We start from the raw sequence: 25,098 nt of genomic DNA, 5'->3' as shown, positions 1-25,098 counted from the left end.
GTCGGCGTGGCCCCAGGACGGGGCGCTCTTAGCCGACCTTGGCTCTGTTTGTCCTCCTTTTTAAACGCCCCATAATACGAAAATTCTTGTTGGTTCTTCCAAATCTATGTATTACGTGATGCAGCGTCCCAACCAAATGCCTGCGCCTGCGCCCAACAGCCCGACGATGACACTGACCAGCGCGTAGAGGATTGCTTTCCCCAAGTTCCCGTCGAGAGCAAACGTCACCACTTCAAGAGAAAAGGTTGAAAAGGTAGTGAATCCGCCGAGCATCCCGGTCGTAAGCAGCAGGTATAACTCCGGAGAAAACCAGCCCTTTTCCTTTCCCCAGACAAAGAAAAGTCCGATGCAAAAAGAACCCCATACATTGGCCAGCCAAGTGCCTGCCGGCCAGCCCGGCAGATTAAACAGAAGCCCCAACCAGTACCGCATCAGCGATCCTGCGGCTCCTCCAAGTGCGACAGCAATCCAGCTCATCACGGTTTCCTCCTTATCGTTCAACTGAACAAAAAAACATCCAATCGCCAAGCGAGGATGTCTTTTGTCCATGTCATATCCAATTATATTAATGCTTCGGACCGTTTTCTTCAAGGTCTTCCACATAGCGAATGGAATCCAGGTTCGCTTTCAGAGATGCCTTCACGGAGTCAATGTATTTTTGACGGAGCTTTTGCTGCTCTTGTTTTTCCTCTTCCGTGAGGCCGGTCTCTTTCGACTTTTTCGCCAGTTCGTTAATGCGTTTGATTTCTGCGTCCGTAACCAAAAGCGCTACCTCCTGTCACATAAGAATGCCGCTCTATTATAACACAACAGGAAGAGCATGTGATTGGGAAGAATACGCAAAGATGCACTTTCTTTCTTTATTTCAACGGGATTTTGATGTTTTGACCGGGATAGATCATAACGCTGTCCAACCGGTTCAACTCCATAATGGCATCCACCAGTTCCTGCACATTCATGCCAGCCGCATCCTGATGGCGTTTCGCCAGCTTCCACAAGCTGTCTCCCGCTTGAACCGTAATCAGTTTGCTCGCCGGTTCCTGATGGGATTCGGATGCGAACACAAGTTCTGTCAACAGATAAAAAAAGAGAGTAAATGCCAGCAAAAAGATGAGTGCCTGACCTCTGGTAATGCCTATGCGACCTTTGCGAACCGGCTTTTTCGCAAAACGATTATGTACGGATACGGTATTCATCATAATAGCCCCCTACAAACACTTGTTCTGTTTCTTGATTCTAGAATAATGCGAACATACGTTCATGTCAAGAGAAAAAAACGAACTTATGTTTGTCGAACGCAAGATCCCATGGTATAATATAGAAAACTTTTCGTATAAAAAGCTTCTGTCGAAGTCCATTCGTAGAAGCTGGTTCTTCCTTAGAGGAAGCTTTTTATGCGTTTCGGAAAGTTTCAGATACTGATGCATTAACGCTGTAGCAAACTTAAACTTTCCTACACGATAAAAAAAGCTTCTGTCGAAGTCCATCGTAGAAGCTGGTTCTTCCTTAGAGGAAGCTTTTTATGCGTTTCGGAAAGTTTCAGATACTGATGCATTAACGCTGTAGCAAACTTAAACTTTCCTACACGATGAGAAAACCCAGGCGACGTAAGCTGACGCTGGTGTCGGCTGGGGCCCCGAACCCTTTCCGAGACGCTGTATTTGACGGTCCCTTTTTATACATTCCTATATTCCAAAAATGAGGTGTCACTCATGTCCAAACTGTCCAATCGTCAGCAAGCTATCATTGACTTTATCCGTAAAGAAGTAAAAGACAAGGGATATCCTCCCTCGGTTCGGGAAATTGGCGAGGCAGTCGGCCTCGCATCCAGCTCCACCGTGCATGGTCATCTCGCCCGCCTGGAGAAGAAAGGCCTGATTCGCCGGGACCCGACCAAGCCTCGTGCGATTGAGTTGTTGAGCGACGAAGATCGTTTCCAGGACGATTTCGAATTGTCGGTCGTTCGTGTCCCCGTAGTCGGTAAAGTTACCGCGGGCCAGCCCATTACCGCAGTGGAGGACGTGGAAGAGTATTTCCCGTTGCCGGAAAATATCGTCACTTCGGACAAGGTGTACATGCTCCGCGTTTCCGGTGACAGTATGATCGAAGCAGGCATCCTGGACGGCGATTACGTGATTGTGCGCCAGCAGAGTGTCGCCAATAACGGTGACATTGTGGTCGCCATGACGGAAGAAGACGAAGCCACAGTGAAGCGTTTTTTCAAGGAAAAAAACCACTTCCGCCTGCAGCCGGAAAATTCAACCATGGAACCGATCATCCTTGATTCTGTAACCATTCTCGGCAAAGTGATCGGCGTGTACCGTCTGCTTCACTAGACACAGTACGAAAAAAGCGTGTTTAGAGCCATGGAAGGGGTATCTCCATGGCTCTTGTGAATCTCGATTTTCATTCCGTAGAAACGGTTTATTTTTTTGTCCAAGCAGTTTCGAGTCCTCTGCATACACTATATCGAGGGTGCGCTGGATAGGATGCGGCAGATCATCCCACATCGCTCGCTCCACCCCAATTTACTGCGTGTTAGACCATGTGCTGACACGCCTTTTTTATCGACCCGTTCCGTTTATTGGAAAACGAAGGCGTTCTCTTTGCTTCGCTTCGTTGCCAGCCCGCCAAGGGGTTTATCTGTCCGCTCCGAGACGATCCACGGGGCGGGGGCTCAACATCTGGGTTTCACAAGGAAGGGAGACTAACACCCCCTTGATCCCCGTGTCTACGTCTCTACGCTGGCAGGCTGGCAAAGGCGCTCCGCAAATGAAAACAGCCCCCCTATCCAAACCAAGAGAGCACATTTGCAGTGCTCTCCGAGTTGGGTACTTGATTTGACCGATACAGGCATGTGTCTACTCATTCCCGCATTTCGATAAGGTTCGCAGGATATGAAATGCAAAGCGAACACTTTGACCTACATACCCTACTTTATTGAAAGTGCCAATGATATAAACATCCATTGCAGGATTGTAAAACAGAAAGGAACCGGTCGAACCTATATGTCCCCATACGTTATATTTTTGAATAAATGGAATCATCCGGACCCTCATGAGACCATAACCATAATCTACGCCCATCCACATTTTTGTCCATTTTTGCATGGTTTCAAGTGATTCATGTTGGATGATCTGATTTCCTACCAATGCTTTCATAAATACAAGTAAATCTTCGGACGTGCTAACCGTTTGCCCTGCAGCATAAATACTGCTGAAACTGCGGTAGTTTTCAACGTTAATGGGTCCTTCCAATGAATATAGACTGGCTACAGGGTAACTGCTTTTTACTGCGGGCTCCGAATACTGGGATAAATAGGAGTGATTCATATGGAGTCGCTGAAAAATGTACTCATGGAGCACTTCATGATAAGGCCTAGACGTAATCTTTTCGATAATCAATCCTAAAAGGTTAAAACCTGTATTTGTATAGTGCAAGCCATTTCCCGGTGAAAAACGGGGGCTAAGGTATTGCTTTGACCATTGGATGGTTTCTTGCGGGGTCCAAACTCGTGAAGGTTCTTCAAGCAGAATCTTCAAAAAATGTTTGCCCCCTTTAGGTTTATCTTCATAATAATCCGGAAGTCCTGATGTATTGCTTACTACATGTTCGATACGAATTTCATTGGAATAGTCTTTGCCTTTATAGATATGCAAGTCTTTTAAGATCTCTTCCGGTAAATACTTCGCAATCGGATCACTATAGCGAACTTTTCCTTCTTCAACTAGCATTGCAATAATCACAGCAGTAAACGTTTTTCCAATGCTTGCAGTATGATAAGGTTGCTCTGGATCCGCAGGCATATCGTCTGTTTGCCCGTAAGCCATATTCCAGTGAATATGAAGCTTATCCGAATGAATCAGCAAATAAGCATTCAGAAGCTTTGGATTGGAGTCAACGATTCCACGCAGTTTTTTTTCAATCGTTGCTTTTGCTTGTTCTTGTTTCATTATTTTCCTCCGTTCAATTAGAGAGGCGCCCCTTCCTTTCTGCTATTCAGCAACACACGGATCGTCCCGACAATGACAGTCTCCCCTGACTGTTTTTTCACCTGTTGCCGGACGGTGAGAACGCCTTTTCCGTCCTCTCGAGAGAGAACATCGGTCACTTCCATTTCTACGTGCACGGTGTCGCCAATAAAGGTTGGCGCCGTAAATCGGAGGTGATCAATCCCGTAGAACGCAACCACGACATTCGGATCCATTTGTATCAATCCGGTGGCCACGGACAAAATCAAGGTGCCATGGGCAATTCGCTGTTGAAACATCGTCTCTTTGGCAAACTCCTGATCCGTGTGCAGCGGGTGCCAATCCCCGCTGAGACCGGCGAATAAGATGATATCCGTTTCCGTTATGGTCCGACCGCGTGATCTCCACAATTCACCCATTTCGTATTCTTCTACATATTTGGTAAACATTGTTCATTTCCCTCCTTGTTCTCTCAAAACGTTCTTGAGAATTTTACCCGTTGCATTGCGAGGCAATTGCGGAATGATTTCGAGAAACTTCGGCATTTTAAAATGGGCAAGCTTTCCCTCGCAGTGATTTCTGAGTTCCTCCACTGTAAGCGATTGCAAATGATCTTGTAAAACCACAAAGGCCTTGACTGATTCTCCCCAAAATTCATCATGCACACCGATCACGGCAACCTCGCGAACCCCTGGATACCGCATGATCACCTGCTCGACCTCGGTCGGATAAACGTTTTCTCCTCCTGTGATAATCATGTCTTTTTTCCGATCTACGATGTAGAAAAAGCCCTCTTCATCAACACGTGCCAAATCCCCCGTATAAAACCAGCCCTCTTTCATCACGTTCTGAGTCGCTTCCGGCAAATTCCAATACCCCTTCATGACATTCGGCCCGCGAACAATTAACTCTCCAATTTCATTTGCTTGCACATCGATCCCCGCTTCGTTTACCACACGCGCATCGGTATGAATCGGCGTCTTTCCGATGGAGCCGTTTTTCCGCAAACTGTTCGCCGGATCGAGCAAGGCTACGAACGGTGCCGTTTCCGTTAAGCCGAACCCTTCATAAAAAGGGATGTTCCGTTTCTGGAAAAATTCGATTACAGTAAGCGGGCAGGGCGCACCTCCAGATACGTTCAGCCGGAGCGAGCCAAGGTCGTAGTGGTCGAAGTTGGGGAGATGCATGATCGCCAACCACATGGCTGGCACCATGAACAGGGTTGTGATTTTTTCTTTTCCGATCGTCTCCAAGGTGAGTACCGGATCAAATTTGTCGTGGAGAACGACCTTCCCGCCTTTATAGAGCAGCGTGGTGGTAAATACATTCATTCCGCCGATATGAAAAAGAGGCGCTACGGTAAGCGTACTGTCATCATCCTGCAATGACATTGCATGAACGGCATTAATGGCGTTCCACAAGGTATTGCCGTGTGACAGCATCACACCTTTGGGTTTGCCTGTGGTACCGGAGGTGTACATCATCATGTGCACATCATCGATGTGAACCGAAACATACGGCTCCTGATTGTTCCCTTCACGCAACAACCCTTCGTATTCCAATTGGCCAAATGGAACGGCAGCACCCACGTGTACCCACGTTTGAATGGCAGTCTTTCGTTTGGTTAACTCTGTCACTGCCGCTTGCATTCGTTCATCATAGAACAGCCAGTCCACTCCTGCATCGTTTGCAATATACTCTATCTCATCAACGCTCAGCCGATAGTTGATCGGCACACAAATGGCACCGATCTTGGCGCAAGCGAATAAAACCTCGATCATCTCATTTGTATTAAATAAAATGGCACCAACGCGCGTCCCTTTTTGAACACCCTGTGCAAGGAAACAATCAGCCAACCGATTCACTCTCTCATTGAATTGAGCATAGGTGAATCGCTTCTCTCGATAGACAAGCGCTGTTTTGTCCCCAAACCGTTCACATTGCTTAGGCAGCCAGGAACCGATCCCTTTTACCATACGTTTCACCCCGTTCCGCTTTATTGATCATCGGAGATTTGATACAGGTGTTTATACTGTTCACGAAGGATCGATTTTTGAATTTTTCCTGTGGTCGTCATCGGCAGCTTTTCCACAATTTTTACCCGTTTGGGAATCTGGAAACCGGCCAGGTGCTGCTTGCAATGCTCGAGCAGTTCTTCTTGCGTAAGCGATTCACCGGGAACAGGTATCACAAAGGCGGTTACGGCTTCGTTCCAATGTTCATGAGGCAGACCGACAACGGCAGCACTTGCCACCTTTTTATGCAGGTACATGACTTGTTCAACCCGGATGGACGCTACATTTTCACCGCCGGTCTTAATCATGTCCTTCTTGCGATCGACAAATACCATGAGACCGTCTTCATCGAAATACCCCAAGTCACCGGTATGATGCCAACCGTACGCTCTGCTCATCTCGGTCGCTTCTTCGTTTTTCAGGTAGCCGTTCATGACGTTGGGCCCTCGGTGCACAATTTCCCCGATTTGTCCGGGTGGAAGCAGGTTCCCCTTTTCATCCATCACCGCCGTGTCGTTCATTATCGTTGAAGTTCCCCAGTACGATCCGAATTTCCGCAGTTGATCTTCCGGTTTAAAAATCATCGTGGCCGGATAGATTTCGGTTTGCCCCGTTCCGAGCGAGAAATCTGCTTTCAATTCGTGAATCGCCGTTTCCAATGTAATCTGATCCATCGGCGCCATCGCGTACAAGCATGATTGCAGCGAACTGAGATCATAAGAGGACCGGTTGGGGTGCGCCAGAATCATTCGATACATCATCGGCAAGGCGAACATGTTTGTGATTTTTTCTTCCTGAATGGATCTCATCAGGGATTCCGGTTCAAAACGTTTCAAGATGATACTGGTGCCGCCGATCGTGACAAAGGTTTGCAAAAACGTATGCTGTGCGCAATGAAACAACGGCATCAGAACGGTTTGGACACAATGAGGCTTTATGTCCAGCTCGATGATGTTGCTGAGTGCTGAAAACGCAACGGAAAGGTGGCTGATCATGACGCCTTTTGGCATTCCTGTCGTTCCGCTCGTGTACATGATTTGCGCGACTTCACGGTCTGTAATCTCTACTTCAGGATCGTCGGCAGAATATTCAGAATAAATCTGATAAAACGGCGCATCCTCAGCAGGAATCATGATGAACGCGGGAGACACTCTCAGCAGGTCTTCGCGAGCTGCTTGCAGGAACGGCTCATCCGCAACAAGCAATTTTGCTTCGCTGTGGTGCAAGATGTAGAGCTTTTCCTCCAACGATAATCCCGGATTGAGCGGAACCCACGTTAACCCTGCCTTGGCAATCCCGTACATCACAATCACGAAAGGAAGGGAATTTCCGCAGATGGTAGCCACGGTGTCTCCTTTTTTCAATCCTTGCGCGAGCAAATAATGAGCAAACTGATTGCATTGTCTGTCCAACTCGGCAAACGTGATTCGGTTCATTCCATCCACAATCGCCGTCTTGTCGGGATATTTGCGAGCGCTGCGGCGCAATGCATCCCCAATGGCTACCCGATTGATCACAGAGATATTCATCATCGCTGCATACTCCTTTTCTGTGCGTATTGTTGTTTCAACGTCACTTTTTGCACTTTCCCTGCCGGGGTTAACGGCAGCTGATTGACAAATTCAAAGGAAAAGGGCACTTTATAGTCGGCCAGACAAGCTCGACAGAACGTCATCAATTCTTCGCTGGCAGGCTCTTGATCCGGTACGGGCACGATGTAATAATGCCCTACTTCTCCGTACACCTCATGGGGAACGCCTATTCCGGCAGCGATGGCAACCTTTGGATGAGAGGCCAGGACGTTTTCGATCTCGATCGGATACACGTTGTATCCTCCCTGAATGTACATCTCTTTTTTCCTGCCTTTGAAATGAATCAGGCTGTTCTCATCGATGGATGCCAGATCCCCCGTGTACAACCACCCCTCCGGACCAAACGCTTCTTCCGTCTCTTCCGGCATGTCGTAATAACCTTTTGCTACACACTCCCCCTGAATGGTCAGTTCTCCCACTGCACCCCTGGGCACTTCTTGCTTGTGTTCGTCTACCACCTTGATTTGATAATCACCGATCGCGACCCCTAAACTCTTTGCCGCCTCCTCCCATTCATCATGCAGAGGAGATAACACACAGGCACCAGACGTTTCGCTCAGCCCATACAAGTTAATGATCCGGGCCTGCGGCATTTTCATTCGAATGCGTTGCAGCAGATCCGGGTCCACGTTGGATCCTCCGACAATACAATAGCGAATCGGGGAAAAATTGCAGCGGTCAATGTCCTTGTAGCCCAGCAGCATGACGTACATGGTGGGGACCCCAGCCATGATTGTCGGCTTCCCTTGATGAATGGCCTCAAGCACCCAATCCGGGCGAAAACTGGGAATCAACGTCACGCTTGCCTGGCTGACCAATGCGGAAAGAATCGTACAGGTGATCCCGCCGACATGGCTAAGCGGTAGACTGCAGATGATGTTGTCTTCTGCTCCAAACCTTAAATGCTGCGCTTCGGCACGAGCCGAGCTGGTCATACTGCGGTGGGTAATCATGCTTCCTTTCGGCTTTCCCGTGGTTCCTGACGTGTAAATCATAATCAGCGTATCGTCATCCTGCACTTGCTGACGCGCCTGTAAAAGCTGCTCCCTGTCGGTCTCTTTCTCTGCCAGTTGGGCAAAGGAATAGCTGCCTTCGAATCCGTTCCCGATGAAGATGTAGTGCGTCAACTTCGGTACATGAGTACGAAATTGTCCGAAAAAGGAGGCGTAATCAAAATCCTGCAAGGTATCGAGACAGACGAGCGCTTTGCATTCGGATTGATTGAGCATGTAATCGAATTCGGCGGCCCGGTATCGCGGGTTCAGGGTAACGACCACGGCACCGATTTTGGCGGCGGCAAAGAATGTCATCAGCCATTCTGGTTGATTCAAAGCACAAATCCCGATTTTGTCTCCTCGTTGAATGCCAATCTGTAAAAAAGCGGTTGCCAGCCGATCAGACTGTTCATCCAACTCCCGAAAGGAGATGACTCCTTGTTTGTCATATAAAAAAGGCTTGTCGGGGCACGTGTGAACAGACTCCTGCAGCGCATCCAATAAACTCGACATAAACGCCCTCCTCTTACAAAATGCCCAGCCTTTTTACCAGGATCTCATTCATGATTTGCGTGGTTCCGCCTCCTATCGTCAGTAATCTTGCATCACGCCAATAACGCTGTACGGGCATTTCCATCATGTACCCGCTTCCCCCGTGGATCTGGACAGCTTTATCGGTTACGCGCGCGGCCATTTCCGTTGCGAATGTTTTGGCCATGGTGGCTTCCGTTGTCACGTCCATTCCTTGCCGGTACAGGTCGATGGCGTGGTAGGCAATGGCTTTCGCTTTTTCAATATCTACAGCCATGTCCACCATCATATGCCGCAAGACCTGGAAATGGGCAATGGGCCCCCCGAATTGTTTTCGTTTTTTGCTGTATTCCATTGCCGCTTGGAGTGCCAATTCTGAAGTGACGATCGCAAGCAGTCCTAAAACAATTCGTTCCCATTGAAAGTTTTTCATGATGTAGGTAAAGCCTTCATTTTCTTGCCCGATGAGATTCGTGGACGGTACCTTCACTCCGTCAAAAATAAATTCTGCCGTATCTGATGCACGCCAGCCCAACTTGTCGAGCTTCTTGCCGACGCGGACCCCTTCGGTTTTTGCATCGACAAGGAACAAGCTAATCCCGCGATACCCCTTTTCAGGAGCGGTTTTGGCGGCGACCACGATGTAGTCCGCTTGCACTCCGTTGGTAATGAACATTTTGGAGCCGTGCAGGAGATAGTGGTCATCCCTTTTTTCGGCTCGCGTCCGAATGGAAGAAACGTCTGAACCGGCATCCGGCTCGGTGATGGCCAGCGCAAAAATTTTTTCACCGGATAGACCGACAGGTACGTACTTCCGCTTCTGATCGTCATTCCCAAAATGATAAATCGGAGGCAGGGCAATTCCGATGTGAGCACCAATCGAAGCGGCTGTTCCCCCTGAACCACAACGTCCGATTTCCTCCAGCAACACCGCTTCCGAAATCATATCAAGTCCGCTGCCCCCGTATTCTTCCGGAACCGACATTCCCAAAAAGCCCAGTTCACCCATGCGATGAAAAACGGAGCGCGGCACTCTTCCCTCCCGTTCCCACTGTTCCACGTACGGGGTGATTTCCTTCTCCACGAATTTCCGTACGGTTTTGCGAAGCATCTCATGCTCTTCCGTAAAGATCCAGTGCCCCATGCTTCCTCCCCCCTTTTTACAATCCGATTCCCATCTCTTTTGAAATGATTTCCTTCATGATTTCATCCGTACCGGCTCCGATGCGGTACAAGCGGGTATCCCGCCAAAGTCGCTGGACGGGATTTTCCATCATGTACCCGCTCCCCCCAAAAATCTGCAGTGCACGATCCGTCACCCAATGAGCCATCTGAGCACTGGCCAGTTTGACGATGGAAATTTCTTTGCTGGGAACCTCTCCGCGCGCAAAGCGGTACGCAGTGGCATACGTCAATTGGCGGCACACCTCTATTTCCGTGGCCATCTGGGCCAGCAGGTGTGAAATCACCTGAAACTGATTGATCGTCTGCCCGAACTGCTTGCGCGTTTTGGCGTAATGGAGAGCCATCTCATACGCGTATTGGGCAGCCTCTACAGCCCCTGCAGCCGCAATCATTCGTTCTCCTTGCAGTTCCCACATGAGGTAGTAGAATCCTTTTCCTTCTTCTCCCAACAGATTGCCGACCGGAACGCGAACGTTTTCGAAAATGATTTCCGCCGTATCCGAAGAGCGCATGCCGACTTTGTCCAGCTTCCGGCTAATGGTGATGCCGGGGCGATCCAGTTCAACGAGAATGATGCTGATGCCCTTGTACCCCGGAGCATCTGACGTGCGGACAACCAGGGTGATGAAGTCAGCGCGAGGACCGTTCGTGATAAACATTTTCGACCCGTTGATGACCCATTCGTCCCCGTCGCGAACCGCTCTCGTACGGATGGACGCAACGTCCGAACCATGATCCGGCTCCGAAATTCCGATGGCCGCGATTTTTTCTCCGCGGATCGCAGGCTTCAAAAAACGTTCATGCTGTTCTGCGTTCCCGAATTGATAGATCGGCGGAGTGGCCATGTCGGTCTGGACGGCGATGGCCATCGGGAAGCCGCCGCAGCCGCATCGAATCAGTTCCTCCGCAAGGACGATCCCCATAAAGTAATCTCCGCCCTGGCCGCCCACTTCTTCCGGGTACCGCAATCCGAGGAATCCCAGGTCTCCCATGCGCTTTACGATGGCAGCCGGAAATTCGCCAGTTTCTTCCCATTCCTCAATGTACGGCGTGATTTCTGACGCCACAAACTTCCGAATCACTTTGCGCATCTCTTCATGTTCAACTGTAAAGTAAGGCGCGTGTCGGGACATGGAGGCTACCTCTCCCTTCCTTTGATTTCCATGCGAAGCAGATTGGACCCAAAGCATTTTCCCAGGTTATCCATCCGGATCGAGCTGGAACCTCCCCCGTTCAATGCTGATGTGCATACAAACTTCAACGCAAGTACGTTCGGCACTTCGTATCGCGTGACCTCTCCCTCAACCAGACCGGCGAAGTGCTGCTTCACCCGTTCTGCCGTGACTTGCTCGACAAACATCTCGTACCACTCCTTGTCGGGTGCAAACAAGGAGAGATCTACCGTATTTCCCTTGTCTCCCGAGCGGGCCTGTGCCACTGCTCTCAGCTGCACGCTAGACATGCTGTCCCACCTCCATGATCCGTACGTCGATATACGGTTCAATTTCTTCCCTGGGAACAAGCGAGGACCACATGCCGATCAGCTCTCTTGGGGGCTGCATCCCGGTAAACCCGCTCAGCGTTGGCGGTCCGTTCAAGGCCAACGGCGGGAACAAACGTCCGAACCTGGCCGCGTCTTCTTTCGACCTCGCTCGAACCGCCATGCGCAGGTAGACTTCATTCAACTCTTCTTTTGGTTCTTGGGCCAGTGGTCCGTGAAGAGAGTTGTAGCCGAGATAATCGGTCCGAATTTCTTCATACGACCAGCGCAGGATTTCCAGTTGCTTGCGAATGATCTCATCTGCCTTCTGCGCCTTTCGCAGGGCATCCGGCCATGAGAACCCAACGATCACCTGTCCCATATACCCATTTTCATAACCCATCACCACTTTCCAGGTGTCGGGGCGCTCTTTTCCTCGTACCCCGCTCACCTTCACACGGTTGGGACCCGTTTGTTCCAATGCCACATCCAGCAAATCGACGACGACATCCGGTGTGATGTACATAGAAGGATCGTGAATCTCGTACAGCATCTGCTCCTTGACGGTATCGACGGATACCAATCCGCCGGAGCCTTCCACTTTTGTGATCGTAAATTCGCCGTTTTCCATTACTTCCGCAATCGGATAGCCGATGCGCTCCATGCCCTCAACATCCCACCAGGCGCCGCTAAAATTTCCTCCTGTGGACTGCGCAGAGCACTCCAACAGATGTCCCATAAACACGCCGCTCGCCAGCTTATCCCACTCCTCTTCCTGCCAGCCAAACTCGTAAATCAACGGGGCCAAAAATTGAGCCGTATCCGTCGTCCGTCCCGTGACGACAATATCAGCGCCTTCACGCAGCGCTTGCACGATCGGCCAGGCTCCGATGTACGCATTGGCAAACATCAGGCGATCCGCGATAGAGGAAAAGGACTGCCTGGTTTCCATGTCGTCGAGGGAAATGCCCTTTTCTTCCCATTCTTTCAACCGGTCGACAACCTGATCGCCCGTCACGACCGCAATCCTTACTCCGTCCATTCCCATCTCGGTTGCGACACGCATCACTTCCGCAGCAGCCGCTTGCGGATTCATTCCCCCTGCATTTGTTAATAGCTTGATCCCTTTTTCCTTTACATAAGGGAGAAGTGCCTTCATCGAGGCCGTGATATCTTTTGTATATCCCGCCTCCGGGTTTTTGTTCCGGTCCTTGACCAAAATGGCCATGGTCAATTCGGCCAGACAATCAAAACAGAGGTAATCGACATCCCCCCGCTTCGCGATTTCTACGGCAGGGAAGATCGTATCGCCATAAAATCCCTGGCCAGCGCCAATGCGCACACGCTTCATCTATCTTCCCTCCCAAACGGGAGCCCGTTTTTCCAGAAATGCCGTTGCCCCTTCTTTTAGATCATGGCTTTTGAATGAGACCAGCCGCAAGGTGTTGAGATGGGCAAACGACGTGGCCAAATCGGTTTGCTCTGTCGTGCGAAACGCTTCAATCCCCAGCTTCACCGCCAGAGGGCTGTAGGAAGCGACCTTTTTGGCTAGCTGCCAGGTGTCTTCTTCGAGCCGTTCCGCTGTCGTCAAACGGTGAATCAGCCCCATTTCAAGCGCCTTTTCCGCGGAGACGATATCAGCCGTGAGCATCATCTCCATGGCTTTGCGCTCACCGACGGCACGGCGAATCCAGGGGAGGATGACAAACGGGATTAAGCCGAGACGAAGTTCGGTTGTGCCGAATGCAGCCTGATCGGACGCGATTGCAAGATGGCACATGGCAACCAGTCCACACCCCCCGCCAAAGGCCGGACCATTCACGGAAGCGATCAACGGCGTGCGAAGTGTCGCTCCGAGTTCGAATAACTTCGTGCTCTCCCGTCCTTCCCAATACAGCTGGGGGACACTTTTTGAAACGTTTTCTTTAAACTCGTTGAGGTTTCCCCCCGCGGAGAACACAGTTCCACTCCCCGTCAAAATAATCGCTCGCACATGGTCGTCTTGATCAGCCTCATGCAAGCTTGCGATCAATTCCTGAACAACCTGCGTGGTCAGCGGATTTCGCATGTCCGGCAGATTCAACGTAATTTTGGCGATACTCTCGCGTACTTCGTAAAGAATCGTTGGGTTGTTCATCTTGTCACCTCTTCCCTGTCGTTATTTACACCGGATGGATGGCGTTTCGCTTTTCCAATTTGGAAACGCGCTTGTGTTGATAGAACGCAAACCTGCGGCTCACTTGCTCGCGAATCTCATCAAAATCGATGATGTCATCAATAATGAGCTCGGATGCCAGACGCATGATGTTGATGTCGTCGGCATATTCGTTCCGTTTTTGCTCTACAAATGCCGCCCGCTCTTCTTCCGGCAACTCGGCAATCTTATTGAAGTAGACAGCATTGACTGCAGCTTGCGGCCCCATCACGGCGATTTGCGCGTTTGGCAGTGCCAGGACGGCGTCAGAGCCAAATGCCGGTCCGGCCATCGCGTACAGCCCGGCACCAAAGCATTTGCGCACCACGACGGTAATTTTCGGTACCGTCGCTTCCGAAATCGCAGCGATCAACTTCGCGCCGTGGCGGATAATCCCGGATTGCTCCACTTTTGAGCCGATCATATAGCCGGGAACATCAGCCAAAAACAGCAGCGGAATGTTATACGCATTGCACAGCCAGACAAACCTTGCCGCTTTGTCCGAGGAATCCACAAACAGGGTCCCGCCCTTTACTCTCGGCTGGTTGGCCACAATCCCGACCACTTTCCCCTGAATACGGGCGAGACCGGTAATCATCTCCGGGGCGAATAGCTTTTTGATCTCAAACCAGCTGCCTTCGTCGATGATTTGATCAATACATGGATACATGTCAAATGGCACATTGGGATTCTCCGGGATGAGGGCAGCCAGCGATTTCGTTTCTCGTGGAGCCTTCGCAGGGATTTCCGGCGGCTGTTCCCAGCAGTTTTGCGGAAGGTAGCCAAGATAACGCTTGCAGCATTCAATGGCTTCCTCCTCCGTTCCCACCAGGACGTCCCCCAACCCGCTCGTCGTACAGTGCATGCGTGCTCCCCCCATCTCTTCCATGGTCGTTTTCTCCCCGATCGCCATTTCTACCATGCGCGGAGAACCGAGATAGGCGGTTGCGTTTTTCTCTACCATGATGACCAGATCACTGAAAGCCGGGACATATGCCGCTCCAGCCGGTGAAGGTCCGAACAAGACGCAAACCTGTGGAACGAAGCCCGACATTTGCACCTGATTGTAGAAGACTCTGCCACCATGACGTCTGCCTGGGAACACTTCCAGTTGATCCGTGATGCGAGCACCGGCAGAATCGATGAAATACAGCATGGGTACGCGCAGTTCCATCGCTTTTTCCTGCATGCGGATATTTTTTTCCACCGATTTTGCTCCCCATGAGCCTGCTTTCACGGTAGAATCGGCGGCGAGAAAGCAAACAGGTCTTTGGTCGATCGTACCCATGCCTGTCAGACAGGCGTCAGCGGGCAAGGTTGGATCTTCCGCATTGGCGAACAGTCCGTCTTCCACGATCGAATGTTCGTCAAACATCTGCCGCAATCGTTCGCGAACAAACCATTTTCCCTCAGCTGCGTTTCGTTCATGGCTTCGCTCTGAGCCGCCTTTCCTGATTCGTTCTTTTTCCTGGTGATATCGCTGCGAATCCAAGCGCATGACAATCCCCCGCTTTCTCTATCCTGATTCCATTTTCTATAACGCAACAACCGTGCCAGTGATGAACGCAATTTTTGTCGGATGATTCCGAAGGGGATGCGTGCACACTTGTTTGTTTTTCTGTACGGTTGAGCAAAAATTTGGACAATTCGTGATATACTGGGATTGTCACGCTCTGGATAGAGGAGGCGGCATATGTTGAAAGTTCGTGATTTTTCAACCAGACACTACATCCAGGTATCTCCGCAAAGCACGATTCGTGAAGTATTGTTTGCGTTCCTCACATACCGCCTGGATATTGCCTGCGTCGTGTCCAAACAAAAATTGCTGGGAATCGTCACCAAATACTCGCTGTACCGAGTCCTGCTCCGCGATCACTCCCTCGAAACCCCCATTCAACCGATCATGAAAACAAACGTAGTGACCCTGGATGTAAATCAAGACTTGTTCGAGGCAAGAGAGATCCTGCTGCATAAAAATGTCGGGCATGCAGTGGTGCTGGACGAAGAAGGAAAGGTCTTCGGGATCATGGCCAAGCACGATTTGATCAACGGTTCGGTCATGGTGGTGAAAACCTTGGCTGACCGCATGAAAGCACTTGTCGAGCACCTGCAGGACGGGATTATTTCCGTCGACACCCGCCTGAACATCACCATGTACAACACGGCGGCGGCTGCCTTATTTCATTTTCAAACCATCCCGCAACGATCGGATACTCCGATTTCAACGGTTCTTCCGCATGTTGAGGCATGTTTCCGCGATACCATCGACAGTGGAAAAATCGTGGAGGGCAAACGCATGGAGCTCCCCTCTCTCACCGTCATCGCCTCTTTCATCCCGATCAAAGAGTTTGACAAAGTAACCGGTGCGATGGGTGTATTTCGAGACGTAACCGATTATGAAAAGATTGCACAGGAGCTTGAAACCACCCGACGTCTCCAGCATGAAGTCAGTTTTTATCGCGATGAGTTGTTAAAGATTCAATCCAGGAGTCAACCGTTCGCCCATATCATCTCGCAAAGTGACATCATGGAGAAGGTGAAAAAAGATGCATTGATTGCGGCAGCTTCCTTTTCTTCCGTTCTGCTTACCGGCGAAAGCGGTACCGGGAAGGAGCTGTTCGCTCTTGGAATACATAAAGCGTCCGGGAGAACGGGACCCTTGATTAAAGTAAACTGTGCGGCAATTCCTGAGGCGTTGCTTGAATCAGAGTTTTTCGGGTACGAGGAAGGGGCGTTTTCGGGAGCAAAAAAAGGCGGAAAGCCAGGGAAATTTGAACTGGCTCACAACGGCACGTTGTTTTTGGATGAAATTGGAGACATGCCTTTGACGCTGCAAGCAAAGCTATTACGCGTGCTGCAGGAAAAAGAATTCGAACGAGTGGGAGGCACGCACCCCCGGCAAGCGAATGTGAGGATCGTAGCTGCCACGAATAAAGATTTGCAAAGATTGGTGAAAGAACAAAAGTTCAGAGAAGATTTGTATTACCGCATTCACGTCATCCATCTCCACATCCCGTCCCTCCATGAACGGATCGAAGACATCCCGCTGTTATGCCACGCGTTTATCGAAAAATGTAATGCCCGAACCAACAGAACCGTGATCGGGGTTACGCCGGAAGCCATCTCCCTCTTAAAAAGAGTCCATTGGCAAGGCAACGTCCGCCAATTGGAAAACGTCATTGAACGCGCCTTTCATTTTACGGAATCTTCCTGGATCGAGCCAAAACATCTCCCACCAAACCTGCAACAACGATCCGTCTCTTTCGACGAGACCGAAAACCGACCCGCACGGTTGTCCAGCCACCTGCCATCCCGCCGGAAAATGATCGAAGAGACAGAAAAACAGGCGATTGTACAGGCGTTATCCCTCGTGAACGGAAACAAGTCAAAGGCCGCGGAGTTATTGGGGATCAGCCGCTCAGCGTTTTATCAAAAGATGAAGCTGTTGAAAATCAGCACGGTCGCCTCCGTTCAAGTGGATGAATAGAAAAAGGGAACATCGCGTTCCCCTTTATAACGCAAGAAAGAACCAGAGAATCATCACGAGCTGCAGGACTACCTTCATGACGGCGCTGCTCAGGAAAGCGATGAGCGAGCCAAGCCCCACTTTCACCGCCTTGTCGAACGGCTGTTGCTGGAACACCATTTCGACCAGCAACACAAACACAAACGGCAGGACGATCATACCGATTGGCGGGAGAATAAAAATTCCCAATAGGATGCCGGCAACGGCCGCTATGGACGACCATTTGGAGCCGCCGTACTTTTTTACGAAGTAGACATTGGTCAACAGATCTGCCCCATACAGGAGAACGCTCAAAATCCCCATCCCCCACCAGAAGGAAGCGGGCAAACCGGCGCCCGGTTCGGCGAGGAAAAAGTGGTAGAGCAAGAACCCTGCCCACAACAACACGGTATCCGGCAGGATGGGCAGAAAAATACCAGCGATACTTAATGCAAACAAAGCCACAATGATGATCCACAGGAAAATGTCCATCGTCAATCCCCCTTTATCGTGCGCGACACTACGTCGAGTCAGCACCCTTAAGAAGCCGCACCCAGGTCCCCGCTGGGGGCTTCCCATGATACTACGATTTTGTCCCATATTGGTTGCAAACTCTCGCAGGAGTTGTTGCATTTTATCGGATATTGCGGACAAATATCGAGATTTTCCGGACAATCTTCAACATGATTTACGCACTCATCCAGATAGAATGTGAGAGAGATCGCGGATGAGTGAGGTGAGTCTTGTTAGCCGTTGCTAACATGCTATCTATGAAGAAAAGCTGGAAATGGAATCTGTCGGTCGCGGTCTTTCTAGCGGTCGCTCCCTTGTGGCAAGGTTCGTCCGCATTCGCCGTGCCATCAGATAACCCCGCGCCACAGACAGGTATGCCGATCTCTCCACCGATCACCATCGCCATCACGGGCGATATCCTGCTTGACAAGAGTGTCGGCAGACAAATCGATCGCTACGGGGTAGATTACCCGTTTCAAAAAACCGCAGAACTGTTGAGAAAAGCAGACTTGACGGTAGGAAACCTGGAAACGTCGGTCAGTACAAGAGGGAAACCGGAACAAAAGGAATACGCGTACCGTTCCAAGCCACAGACATTGCAAGGTCTGGTCAACGCCGGTTTTGATGTGGTGAATCTGGCCAACAACCATACGCTTGACTACGGGGTGGAAGCTCTCTTCGACACAATGGAACATTTGCAGAAGAACAAGATCGGTTTTACCGGGGCCGGCCGAAATGAAGCTGAGGCGTTTTCCCCCTTTCTCAAAACCATTAAGGGAAAAAAAGTAGCCGTCATCGGGCTCAGCCATGTGCTGCCCAATGCCAGGTGGTTTGCCCGCAAAAACAGCCCGGGACTGGCTCACGCTTATTCCGAGGAACCAATGATGAGCTATGTGAAAAAAGCCGTCCAACAGTCAGACTATACGGTCGCGGTTCTGCATTGGAATTTGGAATACAAGGATGTACCGGAGCCCTACGCGCGGAAGCTGGCGAAGCAATTGATCGACAACGGTGTCGATGCGGTCGTTGGGTCCCACAGCCATTCCCTGATGGGGATTGAGTATTATAAGCAGGCGCCCATTTTCTACAGTGTGGGTAATTTCGTCTTTACCACCTCGCGCAATCCGAAAGGCTGGGAATCGATGATCGTCCAACTCACCTTTGACCAGAAAGGCACTAGCAGCAGCGTGATTCCGGCAAAATTGATCAACGGGCAGCCGGTTCCGCTGAGCGGTGCGGACAAATCTCGTATCATTCAAAAACTGAATCGACTATCGTACAATGCGAAGGTGGATGAGGATGGAAGAGTAACCGTGAAGAGCGATTAGGTAAACATGTGCGAAACTGGGCAGTACGCGTACGCTACCGCTCACTCCTGGCAACACGTTCTGGATTTTTTGCGGGAGACGTTCATATAACGTGCTGCATAAGAAAACCCACCCGGCATTAGCTATCCTCGACCCACTCGGCGTTAGCTATCGCTGTGCCGAGTGGGGTCCCTTTCTTCGCCGGGCGGGGCCCCGAACACTTTTCTAGTGGTTGTATAGGATGTCCAAATTTATAAATTCTTTTCTACCAAAAAAGGAAGCGCCACATCTGACGCTTCCTTTTCTTCTTTTGGGAATTAATACATGTTCATGTACTGCTCGCGCTCCCAATCGTGTACGCGCGTGCGGAACATATCCCACTCGATTTCCTTTGCTTCGATGAAGTGGAACAGAGCGTGTTCTCCCAATGCCTCGCAGATCACCGGATCCGCTTTCAGACATTCGATCGCTTCTTTAAGCGTGGACGGGAGGTTCTCAATGCCATTCTCCTCACGTTCTTGTTCGGTCATCACATAGATGTTGCGGTCAACTGCAGGGGTCAGTTCCAGCTTGTTCTTGATTCCGTCCAGACCAGCTTTCAGCATGACAGCCAGCGCGAGGTACGGGTTGGCGGCCGGGTCCGGGTTGCGCACTTCAATACGCGTGCTCAAGCCGCGGGATGCCGGGATGCGCACCAACGGAGAACGGTTCTTTGCGGACCATGCCACATAGCAAGGCGCTTCGTAGCCGGGTACCAGACGCTTGTACGAATTCACCAGCGGGTTGGTAATCGCTGCGAAACCGCGCGCATGCTGGAGAATACCCGCCAGATAGTGCTTCGCCGTTTGGCTCAAGCCCAATGCGTCGGACTCGTCGTAGAAAGCATTTTCTTCACCGCGGAAGAGCGATTGGTGTGTATGCATGCCGGATCCTGCTAAACCGAACATGGGTTTGGGCATGAACGTCGCATGCAGACCGTGTTGGCGAGCGACTGTTTTTACCACCAGCTTGAACGTAAGGATCTGGTCTGCTGCCTGCAGCGCATTGGCGTATTTGAAGTCGATTTCGTGTTGTCCGGGAGCTACCTCATGGTGAGATGCTTCGATTTCGAAGCCCATTTTTTCCAGTGTCAGCACGATGTCGCGGCGGCAGTTTTCACCCAGATCGAGCGGAGCAAAGTCGAAGTATCCGCCTTGGTCGTTCAGATCGAGAGTAGGCTCGCCCTTCTCGTCAATCTTGAACAGGAAGAATTCCGGTTCCGGTCCTACGTTGAAAGCTGTGAAGCCCATTTCTTCCGCTTCTTTCATGACGCGCTTCAGGATTTGGCGCGGGTCGCCCTCGAACGGAGAACCGTCCGGCATGTAAATGTCGCAGATCAAGCGGGCAACTTTTCCGTGTTCAGTACCCCACGGGAAAACCACCCATGTGTCGAGATCAGGTACCAGGTACATGTCGGATTCCTCAATGCGCACGAATCCCTCGATGGAGGAGCCGTCAAACATCATTTTGTTGTCCAGTGCTTTCGGCAGCTGGGACAACGGAATCTCTACGTTTTTGATGACACCCATCAAATCGGTAAATTGCAGACGGATGTAACGCACGTCTTCTTCCTTGGCGAAGCGCAAAATGTCTTCTTTTGTGTACTTGCTCACTGTCTCTCTCCTCCTTAATCCTCTCTACAATCAGTATTTATTTAGTGGAAGAAGCGGGAAAGCTCTCCACGAATCAACGCAGTCTCGCCATGGCGAGAAGCGTTGTGGTACATGATTTGTTGCTTCAGGAGCTGGTGCAGTTCCTTGTCGGAAATCTCTTTGCGCTTCTCCTCTGACTTGGCTGTAATCTCCGTCTTTTCCTGGACAGACTCCTGCAGCTGCAGAACCTGTCTGATACCGGCGATATTCAAGCCTTTTTCAATCAGCGACTTAATTTCCAACAAACGATCGACGTCGTTAAAGGAAAAAAGTCGTTGCTTCCCTTCGGTTCGTGCCGGGCAGATGAGGCCGTTCTGCTCGTAGTAGCGAATCTGTCGCGCTGTCAGCTCCGTCAACTTCATCACGATGCCGATGGGAAAGAGGGCCATGTTACGACGAATGTCATCACTCACGACTAGTCCCTCCTTTTTCAAGTTCTTACCTACTGCTATTGTATGCGATGCCATGAACCCTGTCAACGGATGTAAGGAAAGTTTACAAAATAAATTTTTCCTGTTGGTGACAGCCCAACCCGCCAAGAACGAATCGGAGCGTGTACTCCGCCCATTGATGAGAGAGCAGCTGCCCTTCCGTAAGCAGAGGAGCGACGAACGAATTAGGCTTTGGGAACAACAGGCACCCCATTACGAACAGCATGGCCGCGTCGAGGGATGGGAAGTGAAACAATCCCTGCTGTCTTCCCCTGTCCAGAAGTTCACGAAGCTTTGTCCAAATCGGAAGAACAAACCGGCGCAGCTCGGCGCTCCGCGGGGTCTCCAACTCGATTTCCTGATGCAAAATCTTCACCAACTCCGGATTGTTGGCCCGAAACGACACAATCTCACGGATCATATAGGCCAATCCGGCAACAGGATCTTTCCATTCATCCCCCTGCTCCCGTTCGTTGATGCGCAAGCAGAAGTACGACTCGAACAAGGCGTACAACACTTTTTCCTTGCCGCCGAAGTGATAGGAGACGAGGGAGACGTTGACCCCCGCCTCTTCGCAAATGTCCCGCACGGTTGTCCCCTCGTACCCCTGTTCGGCAAAAAGCTTTCGTGCGGCGGTCAAGATGCGTTCTTTGGCATCAAGTTGCCGCTTGTCCATGAGCCTGCGCCCCCTTTGGTTTCGCTGCGATTCCCGGCCGTTTCACCGCCACGGCTGACGCTCCGATTGCAACGGCTACGAACGAGATGACACCCAGCGTTCCAACGTCGTTCAAAACGTCAGGTCCGCCAAACAGCAGGTTCATCAGCCCTTCAACAGCGTAGGTGGCAGGCAGATACTCACTGATTGCAGCGTAAAATCCGGAAAGCAGTTCACGCGGCACCATCGCTCCGGAGGTGACCAGCTGGATGGAGAGAACGATGATGTTGAACAGCATGCCAGCCGGCCCAAACCACAGCAGAAAGATTTGTGCCACGGACAAGAATGTCCAGATAATCAGGCTGAGGTACAGCCATATGGCAACGAAACCGGTGTCCGGGCGATCACCGAGAAGAGAGACCAGCGTGGTGCCAACCAGCCCGACCAGCAATGCTGCAGCGAAGTTGATAACGAGGCGGGCGGAAAACTGCTGCCACTTTCCAACCGTACCTCCCAGCACGGCGGCTGATTGCTGGATGTTCAAGCACATGATCATCGAGCCAACGTACGAAGCAAGCACCATCATCATCGGCACCATCTGCATCGAGAAACTGCCTACGGGGTGAACGGCTTCGATGGAACCGGTCACCCTCTCCGACAGATTGGCAGCCAGTTTCTCCCTCTCAGTTGAGGGAAGCTCGACTTGTTGGAAGGTCATCTCCAGTCCCTTGGCGATTGCCTGCTTGTTCACCTGCTCAGTCATGCTGGAGGCTACTCCCTGCATGACGCTTTTTACCATCGCCGGATTGGACTCGTTGACGAAATACCGGATCGTGGCTTTCGTCTCAGGTGATTGAAGCCTTCTTGTAAAATCCTCCGGAATGGAGACGATCATCTGAACCTGTCTGGATTCCAACAGCGCCTGTGCCTCTTTCAATGAATCGGACAGAATCACTTCAAACGGCACTTGCCTGGACAAATTGCCCGCTACCTCCCGGCCAGTTCCCTGATCCAAATTGACCAAGGCGATTCGAAATTGATGCAGGTTTTCGCTCACTCCGTCGTAAGCGGTCATCCAGATCACGCCAAAGATCAATTGAAACATCAAAGCAGTTGCCACGCCGACAATCGTGGTCGGCCGCTTCACAAACGCGCGGATGGCTTCCATCATTGAAAAATCCCCTCTCTCAAACATTTGTTTGAAACATTTGTTTGAAAACAGAATAATCAAGTTTGGCAGATCTTGTCAAGAAAGAAAAGAGAAAAAAGCGATAAGCGCATGTCTTGCGCTCATCGCTTTCCTTTTCCCGTCATTTCGACGGCAGTTCCAGCAGCCCTTTGGCCAGCAACCCGTCCAGTGCCGTCAGGATGCCTACCTTGACGTGCGAATAGGTTAATCCACCCTGAACAAAGCCCAGATATGGCGGCCTGATCGGTCCGTCAGCGGAAAACTCGATGCTGGCCCCCTGGATAAAGGTTCCGGCTGCCATGATCACCGGATCGGCATAACCTGGCATCTCGCTGGGATACGGAGTAACGTGCGAGTCTACCGGCGCAGCTTTTTGAATGCCCTGGCAGAACGCAATCAGTCGTTCCGCCGTTTTGAACTCAATGGATTGGATCAGGTCGGTTCGCGGCTCATGCCACAATGGGTCGGTGCGAAATCCAAGACGTTCCAGCAGCGCGGAGGAGAACACCGCCCCCTTCAGCGCTTCCCCTACGACATGGGGAGCAAGGAAAAAACCCTGGTACATCTCGTGAAGCGAGTACAAGGAAGCGCCTCCTTCCGCTCCAATCCCCGGCGCCGCCATCCGGTAGGAAGCGAGCCGCACCAGCTCTTCCTTTCCAACCACGTATCCGCCGGTCTTGACGATGCCACCGCCCGGATTTTTAATCAGCGAGCCGGCCATGATATCTGCCCCGACCTGCAGCGGCTCCCGCTCCTCGGTGAACTCGCCGTAGCAGTTGTCTACAAACACAATCAGGTTGGGGTTGATCTCCTTTACAAACTGAATCATTTCCTTCAGCTTGGCGATGGTAAAGGACGGGCGATCCGCATAGCCGCGGGAGCGCTGTATGCCGATTACCTTCGTAGCCGGTGTTATTGCCGCTGATACGGCAGGAAAGTCAACGTCTCCTTCCGCAGTCAGCGGCACAACTTTGTAGCCGATCCCGTAATCCTTCAGCGAGCCTTGTCCCTCTCCTCTTACCCCTATCACTTCTTCCAGGGTGTCGTACGGCTTGCCGGTGATGTACAACAGCTCGTCACCCGGGCGCAGCAGGCCGAAGAGGCTGATCGCGATGGCGTGGGTGCCGGAAATGATGTGCGGACGAACCAACGCCGCTTCGCCTCCGAATACATCGGCGTAGATGGACTCCAGCGTGGAACGACCGGTGTCATCGTATCCGTATCCGGTAGACGGAGCAAAGTGAAACTCGTTTACTTCATGTTTTTGAAAAGAGCGCAGTACCTTCAGCTGGTTGTAGTCGACGAGTGCGGCAATTTCGCGGTGCCGCTCGGCGATCATCGCCTCGACTTCCTGCACAATCGGTTTTAACTGTTCTCCATGGGAAAATAACTCAAACATCTTGTTCTTACCAACTCTCTTCTACAATCTCTGGTTTGTCCAGGAGGAATGGAGCAATGCGCCCGTAAACGGGGTTCTCGCGATTCACCCGCACCTTTACCAGGTAGGCAGCGTCCGTTTCGTCAAAGTCCTGCTCCATCTCGATGCCTTCACGTCGCAAGAGCGACAGGATATCGCCCCGTTCCACCGGTACCTTTAGCGTCATCTGGTGGAAGGACGCGAAAACAAAAGACTCGATTTTTTTCAGCAGACGCTGCAGATCTTCATCACGCATGGCGGAAATCACGATCGACTCGTCCACTTTCGGCAGGTAGGTTCCTTCGCGAATCAGGTCGGCCTTGTTGAAGACGACCAGCTGCGGTATTTCTTCCGCTTTCAGGTCGCGCAAAATCTTCTCGACGACCTCCATGTGAATCTCCAGATCGGGATGGTGGCTGTCCACGAC

Annotated in this window: 23 protein-coding genes and 1 pseudogene; 3 read left to right on the top strand and 21 right to left on the bottom strand. The window is 51.1% G+C overall.

The annotated features are described in order from the left end of the window. Positions 1–111: 111 nt before the first annotated feature. From crcB to yneA, 3 genes are all read right to left on the bottom strand, one after another. The gene (gene crcB / locus ACE99V_RS13170; protein WP_400491551.1) at positions 112–477 is read right to left on the bottom strand and encodes a fluoride efflux transporter CrcB; all 366 of its coding nucleotides are present in this window, start codon (positions 475–477) and stop codon (positions 112–114) included. Between the two features lie 88 nt (positions 478–565). Beyond that, positions 566–763 (bottom strand): DUF896 domain-containing protein, encoded by a 198-nt coding sequence (locus ACE99V_RS13165; protein WP_400491550.1) that lies wholly within the window; start codon positions 761–763, stop codon positions 566–568. A 97-nt stretch (positions 764–860) separates the two neighbouring features. Then, positions 861–1,199 (bottom strand): cell division suppressor protein YneA, encoded by a 339-nt coding sequence (yneA, locus tag ACE99V_RS13160; protein ID WP_400491549.1) that lies wholly within the window; start codon positions 1,197–1,199, stop codon positions 861–863. Positions 1,200–1,712: 513 nt separating this feature from the next. Between yneA and lexA the strand changes: the two genes are divergently transcribed. Next, the gene (gene lexA / locus ACE99V_RS13155; protein WP_400491548.1) at positions 1,713–2,336 is read left to right on the top strand and encodes a transcriptional repressor LexA; all 624 of its coding nucleotides are present in this window, start codon (positions 1,713–1,715) and stop codon (positions 2,334–2,336) included. Between the two features lie 525 nt (positions 2,337–2,861). Here lexA and ACE99V_RS13150 read toward each other — a convergent pair. The 11 genes from ACE99V_RS13150 to ACE99V_RS13100 are packed head-to-tail and all read right to left on the bottom strand — an operon-like array spanning position 2,862 to position 15,461. After that, positions 2,862–3,953 carry a serine hydrolase domain-containing protein gene (locus ACE99V_RS13150; RefSeq protein WP_400491547.1) on the bottom strand — a complete coding sequence of 364 codons (1,092 nt, stop codon included), beginning with the start codon at positions 3,951–3,953 and terminating at the stop codon, positions 2,862–2,864. A gap of 17 nt (positions 3,954–3,970) precedes the next feature. Further along, a complete protein-coding gene (locus tag ACE99V_RS13145) occupies positions 3,971–4,420 on the bottom strand; it encodes a MaoC/PaaZ C-terminal domain-containing protein (protein ID WP_400491546.1) in 450 nt (149 codons plus the stop codon). Between the two features lie 3 nt (positions 4,421–4,423). Next, complete coding sequence (locus ACE99V_RS13140) at positions 4,424–5,947, bottom strand: class I adenylate-forming enzyme family protein (RefSeq protein WP_400491545.1); 1,524 nt, start codon at positions 5,945–5,947, stop codon at positions 4,424–4,426. Positions 5,948–5,967: 20 nt separating this feature from the next. Further along, entirely contained in the window at positions 5,968–7,518 is a 1,551-nt protein-coding gene (locus ACE99V_RS13135) for an AMP-binding protein (protein WP_400491544.1), read from the bottom strand. Then, entirely contained in the window at positions 7,515–9,086 is a 1,572-nt protein-coding gene (locus tag ACE99V_RS13130; protein ID WP_400491543.1) for a class I adenylate-forming enzyme family protein, read from the bottom strand. The genes ACE99V_RS13135 and ACE99V_RS13130 overlap by 4 nt, the downstream gene beginning before the upstream one ends. A gap of 13 nt (positions 9,087–9,099) precedes the next feature. Further along, positions 9,100–10,248, bottom strand: a complete 1,149-nt coding sequence (locus ACE99V_RS13125) for an acyl-CoA dehydrogenase family protein (RefSeq protein ID WP_400491542.1) — start codon at positions 10,246–10,248, stop codon at positions 9,100–9,102. Positions 10,249–10,264: 16 nt separating this feature from the next. After that, the gene (locus ACE99V_RS13120; protein WP_400491541.1) at positions 10,265–11,422 is read right to left on the bottom strand and encodes an acyl-CoA dehydrogenase family protein; all 1,158 of its coding nucleotides are present in this window, start codon (positions 11,420–11,422) and stop codon (positions 10,265–10,267) included. Positions 11,423–11,427: 5 nt separating this feature from the next. Beyond that, positions 11,428–11,751, bottom strand: a complete 324-nt coding sequence (locus ACE99V_RS13115; RefSeq protein WP_400491540.1) for an AtuA-related protein — start codon at positions 11,749–11,751, stop codon at positions 11,428–11,430. Continuing rightward, positions 11,744–13,120 carry an acyclic terpene utilization AtuA family protein gene (locus ACE99V_RS13110; RefSeq protein WP_400491539.1) on the bottom strand — a complete coding sequence of 459 codons (1,377 nt, stop codon included), beginning with the start codon at positions 13,118–13,120 and terminating at the stop codon, positions 11,744–11,746. The genes ACE99V_RS13115 and ACE99V_RS13110 overlap by 8 nt, the downstream gene beginning before the upstream one ends. Next, positions 13,121–13,906 (bottom strand): enoyl-CoA hydratase/isomerase family protein, encoded by a 786-nt coding sequence (locus tag ACE99V_RS13105; protein ID WP_400491538.1) that lies wholly within the window; start codon positions 13,904–13,906, stop codon positions 13,121–13,123. Positions 13,907–13,931: 25 nt separating this feature from the next. Next, a complete protein-coding gene (locus ACE99V_RS13100; protein WP_400491537.1) occupies positions 13,932–15,461 on the bottom strand; it encodes an acyl-CoA carboxylase subunit beta in 1,530 nt (509 codons plus the stop codon). Between the two features lie 195 nt (positions 15,462–15,656). Here ACE99V_RS13100 and ACE99V_RS13095 point away from each other — a divergent pair, with 195 nt between their 5' ends. Then, a complete protein-coding gene (locus tag ACE99V_RS13095; protein ID WP_400491536.1) occupies positions 15,657–17,450 on the top strand; it encodes a sigma 54-interacting transcriptional regulator in 1,794 nt (597 codons plus the stop codon). 24 nt (positions 17,451–17,474) lie between these two features. Here the strand turns inward: ACE99V_RS13095 and ACE99V_RS13090 are convergent, their stop codons facing one another. After that, a complete protein-coding gene (locus tag ACE99V_RS13090; protein WP_400491535.1) occupies positions 17,475–17,960 on the bottom strand; it encodes a DUF456 domain-containing protein in 486 nt (161 codons plus the stop codon). Between the two features lie 278 nt (positions 17,961–18,238). Here ACE99V_RS13090 and ACE99V_RS13085 point away from each other — a divergent pair, with 278 nt between their 5' ends. Continuing rightward, a complete protein-coding gene (locus ACE99V_RS13085; protein ID WP_400491534.1) occupies positions 18,239–19,309 on the top strand; it encodes a CapA family protein in 1,071 nt (356 codons plus the stop codon). Positions 19,310–19,605: 296 nt separating this feature from the next. On the opposite strand, the gene glnA is transcribed toward ACE99V_RS13085, so the two are convergent. The 6 genes and pseudogenes from glnA to ACE99V_RS13055 all read right to left on the bottom strand — a co-directional run. After that, positions 19,606–20,940 (bottom strand): type I glutamate--ammonia ligase, encoded by a 1,335-nt coding sequence (gene glnA, locus ACE99V_RS13080; RefSeq protein WP_400491533.1) that lies wholly within the window; start codon positions 20,938–20,940, stop codon positions 19,606–19,608. Positions 20,941–20,981: 41 nt separating this feature from the next. Continuing rightward, complete coding sequence (locus ACE99V_RS13075) at positions 20,982–21,392, bottom strand: MerR family transcriptional regulator (protein ID WP_400491532.1); 411 nt, start codon at positions 21,390–21,392, stop codon at positions 20,982–20,984. 82 nt (positions 21,393–21,474) lie between these two features. After that, a complete protein-coding gene (locus ACE99V_RS13070; protein ID WP_400491531.1) occupies positions 21,475–22,086 on the bottom strand; it encodes a TetR/AcrR family transcriptional regulator in 612 nt (203 codons plus the stop codon). Continuing rightward, on the bottom strand, positions 22,067–23,236 hold the full coding sequence (locus tag ACE99V_RS13065) for a YhgE/Pip domain-containing protein (RefSeq protein ID WP_400491530.1): 1,170 nt from the start codon (positions 23,234–23,236) through the stop codon (positions 22,067–22,069). The genes ACE99V_RS13070 and ACE99V_RS13065 overlap by 20 nt, the downstream gene beginning before the upstream one ends. 139 nt (positions 23,237–23,375) lie before the next feature. Continuing rightward, on the bottom strand, positions 23,376–24,653 hold the full coding sequence (locus ACE99V_RS13060; RefSeq protein ID WP_400491528.1) for a methionine gamma-lyase family protein: 1,278 nt from the start codon (positions 24,651–24,653) through the stop codon (positions 23,376–23,378). Positions 24,654–24,660: 7 nt separating this feature from the next. Then, positions 24,661–25,098 (bottom strand): annotated as a pseudogene (locus tag ACE99V_RS13055) (GTPase HflX); the annotation flags it as partial.

Source organism: Brevibacillus soli (assembly GCF_044759095.2).
Lineage (GTDB): Bacteria > Bacillota > Bacilli > Brevibacillales > Brevibacillaceae > JBIYSM02.
The sequence above is the reverse complement of the archived record's forward strand: the minus strand, read 5'-3'. Positions and strand labels throughout refer to the sequence as shown.